Source organism: Enterobacter sp. ECC-175, from assembly GCF_043968675.1.
Classification (GTDB): Bacteria; Pseudomonadota; Gammaproteobacteria; order Enterobacterales; family Enterobacteriaceae; genus Enterobacter.
Genome location: NZ_CP143776.1, coordinates 2,379,038 through 2,394,530, shown reverse-complemented (window position 1 = coordinate 2,394,530; position 15,493 = coordinate 2,379,038). Strand labels below are relative to the sequence as shown.

At 55.8% G+C, this 15,493-nt stretch carries 20 protein-coding genes; 10 read left to right on the top strand and 10 right to left on the bottom strand.

From position 1 onward, the window contains the following. Positions 1–38 precede the first annotated feature (38 nt). Positions 39–485, top strand: a complete 447-nt coding sequence (locus V1599_RS11295) for a DUF441 domain-containing protein (RefSeq protein WP_112009402.1) — start codon at positions 39–41, stop codon at positions 483–485. Here V1599_RS11295 and V1599_RS11290 read toward each other — a convergent pair. Then, entirely contained in the window at positions 469–1,260 is a 792-nt protein-coding gene (locus V1599_RS11290; protein ID WP_395301573.1) for an AraC family transcriptional regulator, read from the bottom strand. The two genes, V1599_RS11295 and V1599_RS11290, sit on opposite strands and share 17 nt — an antisense overlap. A gap of 99 nt (positions 1,261–1,359) precedes the next feature. Between V1599_RS11290 and V1599_RS11285 the strand changes: the two genes are divergently transcribed. Next, complete coding sequence (locus V1599_RS11285) at positions 1,360–2,547, top strand: CynX/NimT family MFS transporter (RefSeq protein ID WP_395300043.1); 1,188 nt, start codon at positions 1,360–1,362, stop codon at positions 2,545–2,547. 35 nt (positions 2,548–2,582) lie between these two features. On the opposite strand, the gene V1599_RS11280 is transcribed toward V1599_RS11285, so the two are convergent. Continuing rightward, complete coding sequence (locus V1599_RS11280; protein ID WP_395300042.1) at positions 2,583–3,290, bottom strand: CTP synthase; 708 nt, start codon at positions 3,288–3,290, stop codon at positions 2,583–2,585. 148 nt (positions 3,291–3,438) lie between these two features. Here V1599_RS11280 and V1599_RS11275 point away from each other — a divergent pair, with 148 nt between their 5' ends. Beyond that, a complete protein-coding gene (locus tag V1599_RS11275) occupies positions 3,439–3,783 on the top strand; it encodes a DUF488 domain-containing protein (protein ID WP_112009399.1) in 345 nt (114 codons plus the stop codon). Here the strand turns inward: V1599_RS11275 and V1599_RS11270 are convergent, their stop codons facing one another. Both V1599_RS11270 and V1599_RS11265 read right to left on the bottom strand, forming a co-directional pair. Next, entirely contained in the window at positions 3,784–4,089 is a 306-nt protein-coding gene (locus V1599_RS11270) for a hypothetical protein (RefSeq protein WP_395300041.1), read from the bottom strand. Between the two features lie 80 nt (positions 4,090–4,169). Then, positions 4,170–4,424, bottom strand: coding sequence for a DUF333 domain-containing protein (locus V1599_RS11265; RefSeq protein ID WP_297117896.1), 255 nt, complete (start codon positions 4,422–4,424; stop codon positions 4,170–4,172). Between the two features lie 304 nt (positions 4,425–4,728). Here V1599_RS11265 and V1599_RS11260 point away from each other — a divergent pair, with 304 nt between their 5' ends. Together V1599_RS11260 and V1599_RS11255 are read left to right on the top strand one after the other, a co-directional pair. Beyond that, entirely contained in the window at positions 4,729–5,757 is a 1,029-nt protein-coding gene (locus tag V1599_RS11260) for a sensor domain-containing diguanylate cyclase (protein ID WP_112009396.1), read from the top strand. 45 nt (positions 5,758–5,802) lie between these two features. After that, complete coding sequence (locus V1599_RS11255) at positions 5,803–5,901, top strand: YoaK family small membrane protein (RefSeq protein WP_112009395.1); 99 nt, start codon at positions 5,803–5,805, stop codon at positions 5,899–5,901. On the opposite strand, the gene V1599_RS11250 is transcribed toward V1599_RS11255, so the two are convergent. The 6 genes from V1599_RS11250 to icd form a co-directional block, all read right to left on the bottom strand. Next, entirely contained in the window at positions 5,880–6,014 is a 135-nt protein-coding gene (locus V1599_RS11250; protein WP_395301602.1) for a hypothetical protein, read from the bottom strand. The two genes, V1599_RS11255 and V1599_RS11250, sit on opposite strands and share 22 nt — an antisense overlap. Positions 6,015–6,027: 13 nt before the next feature. Next, positions 6,028–6,276: a GlsB/YeaQ/YmgE family stress response membrane protein gene (locus tag V1599_RS11245; protein WP_008500746.1), complete on the bottom strand. Its 249-nt coding sequence runs from the start codon at positions 6,274–6,276 to the stop codon at positions 6,028–6,030. Between the two features lie 265 nt (positions 6,277–6,541). Next, a complete protein-coding gene (locus tag V1599_RS11240; protein WP_395300040.1) occupies positions 6,542–7,150 on the bottom strand; it encodes a transporter in 609 nt (202 codons plus the stop codon). 215 nt (positions 7,151–7,365) lie between these two features. Next, positions 7,366–8,034: an epoxyqueuosine reductase QueH gene (locus V1599_RS11235; protein ID WP_395300039.1), complete on the bottom strand. Its 669-nt coding sequence runs from the start codon at positions 8,032–8,034 to the stop codon at positions 7,366–7,368. A gap of 167 nt (positions 8,035–8,201) precedes the next feature. After that, on the bottom strand, positions 8,202–8,747 hold the full coding sequence (locus tag V1599_RS11230; protein ID WP_395300038.1) for a chorismate mutase: 546 nt from the start codon (positions 8,745–8,747) through the stop codon (positions 8,202–8,204). Between the two features lie 360 nt (positions 8,748–9,107). Further along, positions 9,108–10,358: an NADP-dependent isocitrate dehydrogenase gene (icd, locus tag V1599_RS11225; protein WP_395300037.1), complete on the bottom strand. Its 1,251-nt coding sequence runs from the start codon at positions 10,356–10,358 to the stop codon at positions 9,108–9,110. 117 nt (positions 10,359–10,475) lie between these two features. On the opposite strand from icd, the gene rluE reads away from it, so the two are divergent. Genes rluE through purB form a run of 5 tightly spaced genes read left to right on the top strand, consistent with a single transcriptional unit; the run spans position 10,476 to position 14,812 of the window. Next, positions 10,476–11,129 carry a 23S rRNA pseudouridine(2457) synthase RluE gene (gene rluE, locus V1599_RS11220; protein ID WP_297117917.1) on the top strand — a complete coding sequence of 218 codons (654 nt, stop codon included), beginning with the start codon at positions 10,476–10,478 and terminating at the stop codon, positions 11,127–11,129. A 9-nt stretch (positions 11,130–11,138) separates the two neighbouring features. Then, complete coding sequence (locus tag V1599_RS11215) at positions 11,139–11,612, top strand: NUDIX hydrolase (protein WP_395300036.1); 474 nt, start codon at positions 11,139–11,141, stop codon at positions 11,610–11,612. Positions 11,613–11,652: 40 nt separating this feature from the next. Next, positions 11,653–12,765: a tRNA 2-thiouridine(34) synthase MnmA gene (gene mnmA, locus V1599_RS11210; protein WP_112009389.1), complete on the top strand. Its 1,113-nt coding sequence runs from the start codon at positions 11,653–11,655 to the stop codon at positions 12,763–12,765. Between the two features lie 27 nt (positions 12,766–12,792). Next, the gene (gene hflD / locus V1599_RS11205; RefSeq protein WP_395300035.1) at positions 12,793–13,422 is read left to right on the top strand and encodes a high frequency lysogenization protein HflD; all 630 of its coding nucleotides are present in this window, start codon (positions 12,793–12,795) and stop codon (positions 13,420–13,422) included. Positions 13,423–13,441: 19 nt separating this feature from the next. Next, on the top strand, positions 13,442–14,812 hold the full coding sequence (gene purB / locus V1599_RS11200; protein WP_395300034.1) for an adenylosuccinate lyase: 1,371 nt from the start codon (positions 13,442–13,444) through the stop codon (positions 14,810–14,812). Positions 14,813–15,493: the final 681 nt, after the last annotated feature.

The following is a 15,493-nucleotide window of genomic DNA, read 5'->3' as shown; positions in this document are numbered from 1 at the left end:
CGCAAATTAAGCAGGCTTACTTTTGGCAAGGATGATTCATGTTAGATCCGACTCTCTTAATCCTGATGGGGCTCGCCGCGCTGGGCTTTATCAGCCATAACACCACCGTGGCCGTCTCAATCCTCGTACTGATCATCGTGCGCGTTACCCCGCTAAACGGCTTTTTCCCGTGGATCGAAAAACAGGGCCTGACGGTCGGGATTATCATTCTGACCATTGGGGTGATGGCGCCTATCGCCAGCGGCACGCTGCCCGCCTCAACGCTGCTACACTCCTTCGTCAACTGGAAATCGCTTGTGGCGATAGCCGTGGGCGTTTTCGTCTCCTGGCTTGGCGGCCGCGGCGTCACGCTGATGAGCTCCCAGCCGACGCTGGTTGCCGGGCTGCTGGTCGGTACGGTGCTGGGCGTTGCCCTGTTCCGCGGCGTGCCGGTCGGTCCGCTGATTGCCGCCGGGCTGGTGTCGCTGTTTATCGGGAAGTCGTAGCCAGGCTGGCCGCGTAGCGCGCTGGCGTCTGCCCTAGCCCTTTCCTGAACATGGTAATAAACGCGGTCGTGGAGTCATAGCCCAGCGCCTGCGCGGTCTGCTGGACGGATTTTCCGCTTATCAGCAGCTGCAGCGCCACAATCAGCTGGAGCTGGTGCCGCCAGCGGCGAAAGCTGAGGCCCGTCTCTTTAACCACCAGGCGCGCGAGGTTTCGCTCGCTCATCGCGAAGTGACGCGCCCACTGCGCCAGCGTCTGCCACTCGGCGGGCCGTTCGGCCATGGTTTCGCTCATCTGACGAATTTTAGGATGAGGCGAAACGGGAAGCTGTAAATGCTCCTGGGGCTGCAGCGGCAGCTCGTCAAAAAGCACGTTCACCAGGCGCGACGTGGCCGGGTGATTCAGGCTCTCCCGCGTTTTTTCTGCCAGGGAGAGGATCAGCTCCCGCACCAGGGGCGAGATTTTGAGCGTGCAGCAGCGCTCCGGCAGGCTCACCGCGCCCGGCTCGATAAATAAAAAGCAGAGCTGCGCGCTCGGGGTCGCTTTGTTGCTGTGCGGCAGCTGTCCCGGTATCCACACCGCATACTGTGGGGGCACCATCAGCATCGCATTTTCAACTTCGCAGGTTATTGCCCCGCCAAGCGCCAGAATCAGCTGTCCCTTGCGGTGCTGGTGCAGGGGAATATGCTGCTCCTCGGCCACCACGCGAACGCGAAATGCCACCGCCGCGTCGTGCTGGCTGTCGGGATCGTAGCCATCGAGTCCCAGGCCGATCATCATGTTGTCCGATATTAGCGATAAACTGTCATTTTAGCCTGATTTCAACCACCGAGAAAATCGGTATCGTATGGCCTTGCCTGAACGTATGAGAAAACAATGAGTACTGATATTCGAACTTCCGGGAAACAGGGTGCGCTGCTGATCGCGGGCATCCTGATGATTGCCACCACGCTGCGCGTGACCTTTACGGGCGCGGCCCCGCTGCTGGACACCATCCGCCAGGATTACGGCCTCAGCACGGCGCAGACCGGGCTGCTGACCACGCTGCCGCTGCTGGCGTTTGCGCTGGTCTCTCCGCTTGCTGCCGGCGTTGCGCGCCGCATAGGCATGGAGCGCAGCCTGTTTATTGCCATGCTGCTGATTTGCGCCGGGATTGCCGTTCGCTCCCTGCCCTCGGCCACCATGCTGTTTGCGGGAACGGCGGCAATAGGCTGCGGCATTGCGCTGGGTAACGTCCTGCTTCCGGGACTGATTAAGCGGGATTTCCCCGGCCAGGTCGCAAGGCTGACGGGAGCCTATTCCCTGACGATGGGGGCCGCCGCCGCGCTCGGCTCCGCGCTGATCGTCCCTCTGGCGCTGGGCGGAGCCGGCTGGCACGGCGCGCTGCTGATGCTGATGATTTTCCCGCTGGCCGCGCTATTGCTCTGGCTGCCGCAGTGGCGCCGGACGCCTCCCGCAACGGTCACGGGCGCGGGCGCGCTCCATAACCGCGCCATCTGGCGCTCGGCGCTCGCCTGGCAGGTAACGCTGTTCCTCGGCATTAACTCGCTGATCTACTATGTGATTATCGGCTGGCTTCCGGCGATTCTGCTTAGCCATGGCTACAGCGAAACCGAGGCGGGCTCCATGCACGGCCTGTTGCAGTTGGCCACGGCGGTTCCGGGCCTCGCGGTACCGCTGCTCCTGCACCGCCTGAAGGATCAGCGCGGGATCGCCGGGCTGGTTGCGATGATGTGCGCCGTCAGCGCGGCGGGCTTTTGGTTCGCTCCCGGCATGGCCGTGGTCTGGACGTTGATTTTCGGCTTTGGCTCCGGGGCGACCATGATCCTTGGCCTGACGTTTATCGGCCTGCGCGCCAGCTCGGCCCATCAGGCAGCGGCACTGTCGGGAATGGCGCAGTCGATTGGCTATTTGCTGGCGGCCTGCGGGCCACCGCTGATGGGAAAAATTCACGATACCGCAGGGGACTGGCACATTCCGCTGATGGCCTGCGCGCTGGCCGCCGTCGTGATGGCCGCCTGCGGCGTGCTTGCCGGGCGCGATCGGGAGATTACCCCCCGTTAAAAATGACAAAGGCAGACCATCGGGTCTGCCTTTTTTCACCCGCGCGCGGCGCGCAGCATCGCCTGCACCAGCACCACCGGACGCCCGTCAAGCGCGGCGCGCTCGTGCTGGAACAGAGTGATGACGAAGAACGGGTGCGTGATCAGCTCTGCAGCACGGATGTCGCCCTGCTCGTCCCAGCCCGTCACGCGCATATCGCCGCTCTCCAGCTCCTGCGCAAATTCCGGCGACACGCCATAGTTGCAGTGGTAGCCCTCAACAATCTCCGGTTTGCCGTAGGCCTTGGCAATCAGCGTGTTGTTGCGCAGCTCAATGCCGTCCGTTTTTTCCACCAGCGAACAGGCCAGCGGCGCAATCACCATGGTTCCTTCACTGTCGGTTTCGGCGTGTCCGGTATCGCGCCAGCCCAGCACGTTGCGAGCATATTCAATCAGCGCATGCTGGAACCCACCGCAGGTGCCGAGGAAAGGAATGCTATTTTCACGCGCGTAGCGTGCGGCGATGAATGCCGCCTCAGCGTTTTTATACGGGCTTGCCGGAACCAGCCAGATGGCGTCGTAACCCACCAGATCTTCGGGGCTGGTCAGCTCGGTCGTCGCAAGCCAGTCGTAATCAGCGGTGAGGTCCAGAACGGCCGCTGCATCATCAATTGCCAGAGGGATCGCCTGATGCGCAACCACGTCGGGGTTGTAATCGCCCACGAGGGCAATGCGCAGCGTTGTTTTAACCGGGGAGAGTTCCATGAGTGGTTCCTTACGCCAGAGTTTTATCCGATAACATAAGGAACCTCAGACTACCGATCTTTTGTATTTATCACAATACCTTAAATTGGGAGGGGCAGCGCAAAGTGCTATAGTGTTGGGCGAACGGTATGTGTGGTAAGGAGGAAAAATGATCCAGTGCAAGCGAGTGTACGAAGAGGCAAGCGCGGCAGACGGCTACCGGGTGCTGGTTGATAAACTCTGGCCGCGTGGGGTGAAAAAAACCGACCTTGCGTATGATGAATGGTGCAAAACGCTGACGCCCTCAAGCGAGCTGCGTAAAGCCTTCCACGGTGAAACGATGGATTTTTCGCACTTCAGCAAGGCCTATCGGCAGGAGCTGGCGCAGCATAAAGAGGAAGGCATGCGCCTCGCGGAGATAGCGAAAAAGCAGACCGTCACGCTGCTGTACGGCGCGAAGAATACGCAGCAAAATCACGCCCTGGTGCTGGCCGACTGGCTGCGCCATCTTTAATCAGAAAAGGGCCAGCTCATCGCGCGCCTGCGCCACGTCATCCGGCGCGAGCGGCATCAGGTGCTCCGAGCGCACAAACGCAAAGCCATGTTGATTATCAAAGGCATAAACGTCCCCCGTCACCAGCCACAGCGCGCGATCCGCCGTGGTCGGCAACTGCGTCATGACGCCGTTTACCGGGTTTAAAAAACGCTGTCCGGGCTGGCACAGGCCGAATAATTCGACTGACTTACCGATATTACGACGCCCTGCCGTCGTACGAGCGCCGATGACGATCGCCAGGCTGCCCGATTTAAGCTGAAACATACTTCTCTCGCGGTGAATTACTTCAGATAGTGATTGAGATAAATCCTAAAGAGAAGTGTATCGCACTCGCCATCCGTCTGTCACCTGGCGGGTTGCGGGTGGTCGCGACGATAGAGTTCCCACTCATCAATCACCTCGCCGCCGGGTAATTTGCACTCCGTACGCACGCCCTGCGGGCTTTGAATCGGGATCTGCTCTCCGCCTTTTTCCAGACAGTACACAGACGCCGGGTTTGCCATGCCGATCGCGTGCGGGGGTTTTGGGGCATCCGGCGGCGTTGGTGCAGTACTGCAGGCCGCGAGCGGCAGCGCCATAGCCAGTAACAGATATCTCATCGTAACGATCCTTTAAGTGACTCGAAAACCTAAGGGTAACGCGCTTTCTCCATGATTTCTCCATTAAACCTGCACTTTTCTGCGCTAACGTATCGCCTGTTCTCGATTTGACCAGAGAGCATCATTCCGTAATCAAGATGTTTGGCCCCGTTTCAACGACGGGGCATTTTTTTCATCTCCTCCCCGCACTTTGCTCACGAATATATTAAATTTTTTAACTTCATGTTTTACTATGGCAGGAGCCCAATATTTCAGCACAACATGCAGATGCGGACATCTTCTGTATGGGAGTCTATCTACCGTCATGTCAGATGTTATCCTTGCCCGCGTTTCAGAAACCCTCAGCACCGAGCAATCCCTTGAAAGCCTCGTCCGCCAGCTCCTGGAGATGCTGGAGATGGTGTCTGATATGGAGTCAACCTACCTGACCAAAGTCGACATTAACGCCCGGCTGCAGCATATTTTATACGCGCGAAACAGCAAACAGATGCAGATCCCGGAGGGGCTGAGCGTTCCGTGGGGTGAAACGCTGTGCAAGCGCGCAATAGACAGCGGCACGCTCTTTAGCAATGAGGTGGCAGAACGATGGCCGGAGTGTGAAGCAGCGAAAGCCCTGGGTATTACCAGCTACATGAGCATTCCCATTCATCTGGCTGATGGTTCGCTCTACGGCACCCTCTGCGCCACCAGCACGCAAAAGAAGCAGCTTAGCGAGCGCGGCGAGCAGGTGCTCAGGCTGTTTGCCGGACTGATTGCCCAATACATTCAGAAAGAGTCGCTGGTTGCGCAGCTGCGCGAGGCGAATGCGGCGCTCATCGCGCACGCCTATACGGACGCCCTCACCGGCCTGCCTAACCGTCGGGCCATTTTTGAAAACCTCACCACGCTCTTCTCGCTGGCGCGGCACCTGAAGCGCAACGCCGCAATCGCCTTTATCGATCTGGATAATTTCAAGCTCATTAACGATCGCTTCGGGCATGAAGCGGGCGACCAGTTCCTGATTGAGGTTGGAAAACGGCTGACCGAAGGCCAAACGCAGGACGAGATTATCGGCCGCCTGGGTGGCGATGAATTTCTGGTGGCGTGCCTGTGCGAAAACGGCAGGAGCGGCGAGCGTGAACAGCTCAACCTGCTGAAAACCCGACTTAGCGCGCGTATTGCTGGAGAATACTGGCTTGGCGAGGTTCATCTGATTTATCCCGGTGCCAGCCTTGGCGTGATTGCGGTTGACCCGGCCAGCACCGATGCGGACAGCGCCCTGCGCGCCGCTGACAGCGCGATGTATCAGGATAAAAAATCAAAAAGCAAAACGCACTTTCTCGCCGTGGATTAACCTCGTACACTCTATGGCGTTACGTAAACCGAAACAGGTGAAAGCATGAGAATAGGGATCGTTTTTCCGGTCGTCATTTTTATTACGGCGGTGGTATTTTTGGCATGGTTTTTTGTTGGCGGTTACGCCGCGCCGGGGGCATAGATGAGAAAAACAACCCTGATCATGCTGGTTGTGGCCGTCGTGGCCGTAGCGGGTTCGCAGTTCAGCTGGTGGTAACCCAACGTAAAAAGGCCGCCATCGGCAGCCTTTTTCATTCTATCGCCAGGTTTAGCTTTTGATTTTTCTGTAGATAAACAGAACAACCAGCGCGCCAATCACCGCAACGGCAAAGCTGCCAAAGTTGAAGCCATCGACTTTACCAAAACCGAACAGCGTACTGATCCAGCCGCCAACTACCGCACCGACAATACCGAGTATCACGGTGACGATAAAACCACCGCCATCTTTGCCCGGCATGATCCACTTCGCCAGAATCCCCGCAATCAGCCCAAAGATAATCCAGGATAAAATTCCCATCGTTTTCCTCTCCGCATGGTTTTAGTCATTAAATCAACGACACGGAAAAGAATAGCACAGGATTTGAGAAAGGAAATTTGTGATATACATCACATCAATGTTTCGGACGATTTTTGCTCAGAAAAATTTGTCGTACCACACGAAATGTGGGGTTGCATCTTTTGTTGAGAAAGATTATCTTTCTCAACACTGAATAGTTGAGCAAATCACTCAGGTATTCAGTACGACATTGCTCACATTGCTTCCAGTATTTCTTGCCCACTTTTTAGTGGGCTTTTTTTTGCCTGGCGTTGCTATCGACAAGATGGACAAGCGTCGCCGTGGCGCAAAGAATATAGCCAAACAGTTCGGTCCCCTCTTCCACCATGTTTTTCACTATTCGCAGATAGCCGTCCTGAAGAAGGTTATGCCAGAGTATCCCCATGCCAAACAGGCGGGAAAAGACCAGCACGGCCAGCAATCCTGAAAGCATGATCCCCCAGCACGGCGTGCGCGTGTATTCCACAAGCTGCTGAACCGCCCTTGCGGGATGCCGTGCCACGCTCGTTACGGCGACCGCTGCCACACCCAGCGCAAACCACACCCAGCTGCCGTGGGAAATCATGTCAAATAGCGCATCCAGCTCGCGGATCAGCATCGACATAAAAAAACCTGCAATGAGGATATTGCACGCGCGCATCGCGCCGCTGCGCCGGGCAAGCCACAGGTGGACGCCAACGATCGCTGCGAGCAGGCTTTCCTGCACAATTTCGGTGACGGAGATTTCTGAAAGACCGTTGTTAAAGAGATTCACATCGAGATGCAGGCAGAGGATGGCAATCAGTACCGCGAGCGAGGAAAAGACGAACTGGAGAATGGGTTTGAGTAATAGCATTAGATACAACATGGTTATTAAAAGGACCATCTTATCCTGCTTAACCCGTCCAACCTTTTCGATCCGTGCTACAAATGCCCCATTTGATTAACATTAATGGCTATTTTCCTGCAGACAAATAAGCGTGCGTTGCCAGGGCGCCAGTTGCTGATGTCCGCTCATCGCGCCGAGCGGACAGTAAACTCAAGCGGCCTGCAGGAAAATCCAGCGTCGCATTATTGCCCTTCGTCTTCCCTACCGTAATAAAGCTTACCCAGCTTTATGAGCGGCCTGCCCTGCGATTTACGATGCATATTGGTATCGCGCAGCGAATAGACACAGCCGCAGTATTCTTGCTGATAAAACTGCTCGCGCTTGCTGATTTCAATCATCCGCGACGATCCCCCCTGCTTGCGCCAGTTGTAATCCCAGTACACCATTCCAGGGTAATGCGCGGCGGCGCGTTGTCCGCAGTCGTTAATCTGCTGCATATTCTTCCAGCGGGAAATTCCGAGAGAGCTGCTGATGACGCTAAAACCGTGTTCCGCCGCATACAGCGCCGTGCGCTCAAAGCGCATATCAAAGCACATGGTGCAGCGAACGCCGCGCTCCGGCTCCCACTCCATCCCTTTCGCGCGGGCAAACCAGTTGTCGGTGTCGTAATCTGCATCGACAAAAGGCACGCCATGTTTTTCAGCGAAACGGATATTCTCCTCCTTGCGAATGAGATATTCCTTCTGCGGATGAATGTTTGGGTTGTAGAAGAAGATGGTGTACTCAATCCCCGAGGCCTGAATGGCCTCCATTACCTCCCCGGAACAGGGGGCGCAGCAGGAGTGAAGTAACAATTTATTTGCGCCGTTAGGGAGTTCAAGTTTTGGTCGTTCAAATTTATCGATAGCCATCATTCACATTCAGCAAAAGTGTGTTTGCAGAAATTGTAGCGTATTCACGAGGAGGATTTTACTTTTTACCTGCCCCTGTTGCTGCCCGCTCCGCTCGGCAACGCTCAGACGACTTGAGATAGGCCCTTGAATATTCCCGCTGGCAATAAAACGATGGCGTTATTTTATTAATCGTTTTTCAGCTTGATCTTCCCTAATGAACGCCAAAGAAGTTCTTTGTCGCTATCTTTAAGATGCGTCTGGTTAAGCTGTTGGATAAATTTATTTTTGTCGGCGCAGGCCTCGTCGGTGGATAACCTGGCGCGGATAGCTGCAAGAATACGGCTATTTAATACGCTAATGCTATTTCTGACTTTATCCAGCGGTTGAGGTTTCCAGCCCGTTTCCGGGAGAGATAACCAATCTGCTCGGTAACGGTACTGTATTGCCTTTGCGACGTCCATTTGCGCCCGTATGAAAGGTGTTACCGACTCTCTGTCTAAACCTAACTTTTCAGCCTCGAGCATTGAGTCAAACAAGACTCGGTCTTCCTGATGCAAATCTTCGATAGGGAGATGATTGCTGGCTTTATAACCTGCGACATCCTTCATATACGATAATCGCTGGTTTATCAGTGCGCCCACATCGTCGTTCTGAGTTTGCATCGCCATCGACGTTGCAGAAAATAACATTCCAGCCAAGAGTAAAAGCCCTCCCGTAAATTTACTTCCCATGTGCATCCTCTCTTTATGCAGAGCATAAGTCAGCCATCTATGGTTCAGTCTACCATGGTATTTACCGTATCGATTGGCGCTAAAGCCTGCGGTTATAGCTCTATTTATCGATATACAGCATCCGGAAAATCGTTCAGCTTAAGGTATATATATTCGTAAACGCCGTTGATGAAATATGAAAATTGAAGGGTGAGTTTGCGAAGACATTTGCGCGTCGTAAGTATTCTGTCTTGAGATGATTACATTACCAGAGAACACAACAAGGTATCGGTACACACAGCGGGGAGAAATCAGGCAGATTTTGGGTTAAAAAAAACGGGAGCCTATCCGCTCCCGTTCTCGTTTAACCCATCAAGTGGATTACATGTTCGCGATAATCGCGTCACCAAACTCTGAACATTTCAGCAGCTTAGCGCCTTCCATCAGACGTTCGAAGTCATAGGTGACGGTTTTCGCGTTAATCGCGCCTTCCATACCTTTAACGATCAGGTCTGCGGCTTCGAACCATTCCATATGGCGCAGCATCATCTCAGCGGACAGGATGATGGAGCCTGGGTTTACTTTGTCCTGGCCCGCGTATTTCGGCGCGGTGCCGTGGGTCGCTTCGAACAGCGCGCACTCGTCGCCGATGTTCGCGCCTGGGGCGATACCGATACCGCCAACCTGCGCCGCCAGGGCGTCGGAGATGTAGTCACCGTTCAGGTTCATACAGGCGATAACGTCGTATTCCGCAGGACGCAGCAGGATCTGCTGCAGGAACGCATCGGCGATCACATCTTTAATGACGATCTCTTTGCCGGTGTTCGGGTTCTTGATTTTCTGCCACGGGCCGCCGTCGATCGGCTCGCCACCGAACTCTTCGGTCGCCAGCTGGTAGCCCCAGTCTTTGAACGCGCCCTCGGTGAACTTCATGATGTTGCCTTTGTGCACCAGGGTTACGGAGTCACGGTCGTTGGTGATCGCGTATTCAATCGCCGCACGCACCAGACGCTTGGTCCCCTCTTCGGAGCACGGCTTGATGCCGATACCGCAATGTTCAGGGAAGCGAATTTTCTTCACGCCCATCTCTTCGCGCAGGAATTTAATCACTTTTTCTGCGTCAGCAGAGTCCGCTTTCCACTCGATACCCGCGTAGATGTCTTCGGAGTTTTCACGGAAGATAACCATGTCGGTCAGCTCTGGGTGCTTAACCGGGCTTGGGGTGCCCTGGTAGTAACGCACCGGGCGCAGACACACGTACAGGTCCAGCTCCTGGCGCAGCGCCACGTTCAGGGAGCGAATACCGCCGCCAACTGGCGTGGTCAGTGGGCCTTTAATAGCAACGCGGTAATCGCGGATCAGGTCCAGCGTCTCTGCCGGCAGCCAGACGTCCTGGCCATAAACGTGAGTAGATTTTTCACCGGTGTAAATTTCCATCCAGGAAATTTTACGCTCGCCTTTGTAGGCTTTCTCAACAGCGGCATCAACCACTTTCAGCATTGCCGGGGTAACGTCAACGCCGATGCCGTCGCCTTCGATGAACGGAATAATCGGGTTGTGAGGAACGTTAATCTTGCCGTTTTGCAGGGTGATCTTTTTACCTTCCGCCGGAACAACTACTTTGCTTTCCATTAACCTCTCCTTCGAGCGCTTCTGGTTGTTACTGATCTTATGTTAATAAATTGTAATGAGCCTTCCGATAGTACCTGAATGTCCCGCGCCATGAAAGGTCTTCGTTATTAGGCTATAATGCGGCAATTGATAAAGCCTGAAAATACCATGAAGAAAACTTCTTTTAGAAAACACCGGGTTGAGCGATTCAGCTCACAACACGCCGCCAGAAGACCGCAAGAAAACCAGCCAGCGCGGGTCATCCTGTTCAATAAACCCTACGACGTGCTGCCGCAGTTCACCGATGAAGCCGGGCGCAGCACGCTGAAGGATTACATTCCCGTTCAGGGCGTTTACGCCGCCGGGCGCCTGGATCGCGACAGCGAAGGGCTGCTGGTCTTGACCAACAACGGCGCGCTGCAGGCGAAGCTCACCCAGCCGGGCAAACGCACCGGAAAAATCTACTACGTACAGGTAGAAGGCGAGCCCACGCAGGAGGCCATTAGCGCACTGCGCGAGGGCGTAACTCTCAACGATGGCCCCACGCTGCCCGCCGGCGTCGAGCTTGTAGCCGAGCCTGACTGGCTGTGGCCGCGCAATCCGCCGATCCGCGAGCGTAAGTCCATACCCACAAGCTGGCTTAAAATTACGCTTTACGAAGGACGCAACCGCCAGGTTCGGCGCATGACCGCCCACGTCGGCTTCCCGACCCTGCGCCTGATTCGCTACGCCATGGGCAGCTATACGCTCGACGCGCTAAAAAATGGTGAATGGCGCGACGTCGCCCCCTAAGGAGAATGTATGTTCAAGCCCCACGTCACGGTCGCCTGCGTGGTACACGCGCAGGGTAAATTTTTGGTAGTAGAAGAGACGATCGGCGGCAAAGCGCTGTGGAACCAGCCCGCCGGGCATCTTGAAGCCGATGAAACGCTGCTGCAGGCCGCTAAGCGTGAGCTGTGGGAGGAGACCGGGATCCGCGCGGAGCCTCAGCACTTCATCCGCATGCACCAGTGGATTGCCCCGGACCATACCCCTTTCCTGCGTTTCTTATTCGCTGTCGAACTTAGCGAAACATGCGCTACTGAGCCGCACGATGACGATATCGATCGCTGCCTGTGGGTGACGGCTGAAGAGATCCTGAACGCGCCAAACCTGCGCTCGCCGCTGGTTGCCGAAAGCATCCGCTGCTGGCAGTCTGCGGGTCGCCTTCCGCTGGAGGTCATAGGAGAATTTAACTGGCCGTTTACAGAGGGTGCCAACGGTGGGGGCGCGTGATAGAATACGCCGCCTTGAAGTTCAATGTCGTGAGTATTCCATGTCAGATAACAGCCAGAAAAAAGTGATCGTCGGCATGTCCGGCGGTGTCGATTCCTCCGTTTCCGCCTACCTGTTACAGCAACAGGGCTATAAGGTGGAGGGCCTGTTCATGAAGAACTGGGAGGAAGACGATGGCGAGGAATACTGTACTGCCGCAGCGGATCTCGCCGATGCGCAGGCCGTGTGCGATAAGCTCGGCATTGAGCTGCACACCGTCAACTTTGCCGCAGAATACTGGGATAACGTGTTTGAGCTCTTCCTCGAAGAGTACAAAGCGGGCCGCACGCCGAACCCGGATATTCTGTGCAACAAAGAGATCAAATTTAAAGCCTTCCTGGAATTTGCCGCAGAAGATTTGGGCGCAGACTACATTGCGACCGGTCACTACGTGCGCCGCGCCGATGTAAATGGCAAAAGCCAGCTGCTGCGCGGCCTGGACGGCAACAAAGACCAGAGCTACTTCCTCTATACGCTGAGCCACGAACAGATTGCCCAGAGCCTGTTCCCGGTCGGCGAGCTGGAAAAGCCGGAAGTGCGCAAAATCGCCGAAGAACTTGATCTGATCACCGCGAAGAAAAAAGACTCAACCGGTATCTGCTTTATCGGCGAGCGTAAATTCCGCGAGTTCCTCGGCCGCTACCTGCCCGCGCAGCCGGGCAAAATCGTGACCGTGGACGGCGACGAAATTGGCCAACACCAGGGCCTGATGTACCACACCCTCGGCCAGCGTAAAGGCCTGGGCATCGGCGGCACCAAAGAAGGCAGCGAAGACCCGTGGTACGTTGTCGATAAAGACGTCGAAAACAACATTCTGATCGTCGCGCAGGGGCACGACCATCCGCGCCTGATGTCCGTTGGGCTGATTGCCCAGCAGCTGCACTGGGTCGATCGCGAGCCGCTTCAGGGCACGCTGCGCTGCACGGTAAAAACCCGCTATCGCCAGACCGACATCCCGTGCACCGTGACCGCGCTGGGCGACGATCGCATTGAGGTGCGTTTCGACGAACCGGTTTCTGCCGTCACGCCCGGCCAGTCCGCCGTGTTCTACAGCGGTGAAATCTGCCTGGGCGGCGGAATTATTGAACAGCGCCAGCCGCTGCCAGCCGTTTAAAACGATTACACACATAAAGGAGAGCGTGTGGCGAAGAACTACTACGACATCACCCTGGCGCTGGCGGGAATTTGCCAGTCAGCCCGTCTGGTGCAACAGCTCGCGCATCAGGGTCATTGCGACGCTGACGCCCTGCACGTTTCACTTAATAGCGTCATCGATCTCAACCCAGGCTCGACGATTGGCGTATTTGGCGGCAGTGAAACCAACCTTCGCCTCGGTCTGGAAACGCTTCTCGGCGTGCTCAACGCCAGCAACCGCCAGGGACTCAACGCGGAGCTCACCCGCTACACGCTTAGCCTGATGGTTCTCGAACGTAAGCTCAGCGCCGCAAAAGGCGCGCTGGACACCCTCGGCGATCGCATCGCCGGGCTGCAGCGCCAGCTCGATCACTTCGACCTGCAGTCCGAAACGCTGCTGAGCGCCATGGCCGGTATCTACGTTGACGTGATCAGCCCGCTGGGGCCGCGCATTCAGGTCACCGGCTCACCTGCGGTTCTGCAAAGCCCGCAGGTTCAGGCGAAGGTTCGCGCCTCGCTGCTGGCCGGCATTCGTGCCGCCGTGCTGTGGCACCAGGTTGGCGGTGGCCGCCTGCAGCTGATGTTCTCTCGTAATCGCCTGACGACTCAGGCAAAACAAATTCTTGCTCATTGTTAACCTCCCGGAGTTGCGAATTATGGAATTATCCTCACTGACCGCCGTATCCCCTGTCGACGGACGCTACGGCGATAAAGTCAGCGCGCTGCGCGGGATCTTCAGCGAATATGGCCTGCTGAAGTTCCGTGTTCAGGTTGAAGTACGCTGGCTGCAAAAGCTGGCCGCCCAGGCAGCAATCAAGGAAGTTCCTGCTTTTGATGAAAAGGCAAACGATTACCTTGATCGAATCGTTGCCGGGTTTAACGAAGAAGACGCCGCGCGCATTAAGACCATCGAGCGCACCACCAACCACGACGTGAAGGCGGTTGAATACTTCCTCAAAGAGAAAGTTGAAAGCGTTCCAGCCCTGCACGCGGTGTCTGAGTTTATTCACTTCGCCTGTACCTCTGAAGACATCAACAACCTCTCCCACGCGCTGATGCTCTCCACCGCGCGCAAAGAGGTTGTTCTGCCGTACTGGCGTAAAATTATTGATGCGGTGAAAGCGCTGTCCGTGGAATACCGCGACATTCCGCTGCTCTCCCGTACCCACGGCCAGCCAGCCACTCCATCCACCATGGGGAAAGAGATGGCGAACGTGGCGTACCGCATGGAGCGCCAGTATCGCCAGCTGGAGCAGGTTGAAATTCTGGGCAAAATCAACGGTGCGGTCGGCAACTACAACGCCCACATTGCCGCTTACCCGGAAGTGGACTGGCACCAGTTCAGCGAAGAGTTCGTGACCTCTCTGGGCATTCAGTGGAACCCGTACACCACGCAGATTGAGCCGCACGACTACATCGCCGAGCTGTTCGACTGCATCGCGCGCTTCAACACCATCCTGATCGACTTCGATCGCGACGTGTGGGGCTACATCGCGCTGAACCACTTCAAGCAGAAAACCATCGCCGGTGAAATCGGCTCTTCCACCATGCCGCACAAGGTCAACCCGATTGACTTCGAGAACTCCGAAGGCAACCTGGGGCTGTCAAATGCGGTGCTGCAGCACATGGCCAGCAAGCTGCCGGTTTCCCGCTGGCAGCGCGACCTGACCGACTCCACCGTGCTGCGTAACCTGGGCGTGGGCATTGGCTACGCGCTGATCGCCTACCAGTCAACCCTAAAGGGCGTGAGCAAGCTGGAAGTTAACCGCGATCGCCTGCTGGACGAGCTGGATCACAACTGGGAAGTGCTGGCGGAGCCGATTCAGACCGTGATGCGCCGCTACGGGATCGAAAAGCCGTACGAAAAGCTGAAGGAGCTGACCCGCGGCAAGCGCGTTGACGCCGAAGGCATGAAACAGTTCATCGACGGGCTGGAACTGCCGGAAGAAGAAAAGACGCGCCTGAAGGCCATGACACCAGCCAACTATATCGGCCGCGCCATGACCATGGTTGACGAGCTGAAATAACCTCCCGCTCCCCTTTCCATCCGGAAAGGGGACTGCTTTTCCCCGGTTTACTCAATGTTGATGTGCCCAAATCTTCACTTTTTGCGTTCCGCAACATTGTCGCCGCGGCCACGGTTTGGCTGGTCGCGTCATTATCAACGCCGCAGTATTCAGTGGGCGCTGTTCTTAGAAAATAAAAAACGGCCACCGAATGGCAGCCTTAGCTTATTAATATCGTCTCATCGTGGGGACTGTCGTCCGTTCCGACCAGTCAGGCCGCTCACCCGCCATGATGGCACGCTGCTGCGTTGGCGTAACAGACTGAGATATCTCTGGCATCGTTTTATACTCAGGTCTTTGAGGAGGGTGGATAGTAACGTCAGAAGTACAGCCGGACAGCAGGAAAATGGCTAGTATTGATGAACTTAGCTTGAACACTTTAAACCCTTCCATTGGGAAAAATTAACTGAAATGATGGCGCGCCGGGTAACTCCCGGTGATGTATCTCTTGCTATAGAAGTTGCTCGCATACCTACGTATGCTGTCGAATGTCGCCCTTCAAGTAGAAGCAATACACCATAGTTATAAATCAAAACCACTTATCAGAACAATCAATATGACTGCCTCCGCACATCAAACAAGAAGCGGTGCCCGGCGTATTACGCACATGACGTATTGCCAAAAATGTTGCAGGAACTCTAT